The following is a 285-nucleotide window of genomic DNA, read 5'->3' on the forward strand; positions in this document are numbered from 1 at the left end:
GGACAATACAGAGTTGGACACTTGTATTGGGTAATACGCTCTGTATAGCATCAGGGAAGCCTTTCAGACCGTCAACGCAGCATATTAGTATATCCTGGGCACCTCTGTTCTGAAGGTCGCTTAGAACCTTTAACCAGAAGTTAGCGCCTTCACTCTTGGAGACATACATACCAAGAAGTTCCTTGTGTCCTTCTTTGTTGATGCCTAAGACGTTATAAATGGCACGTGAGACCGCACGTCCGGTTTCATCCTTCACCTTATAATGGATGGCATCCAGCCAGCATA

Annotated in this window: 1 protein-coding gene; it reads right to left on the bottom strand. The window is 46.0% G+C overall.

What is annotated here, in order from left to right; all coding sequences use genetic code 11:
- Window positions 1–285, bottom strand: a 285-nt coding sequence (locus X919_RS14810) for an IS256 family transposase (RefSeq protein ID WP_036917096.1), incomplete at both ends; no start/stop codon positions are given.

Source organism: Prevotella sp. HJM029 (assembly GCF_000599605.1).
Taxonomy (GTDB): domain Bacteria; phylum Bacteroidota; class Bacteroidia; order Bacteroidales; family Bacteroidaceae; genus Prevotella.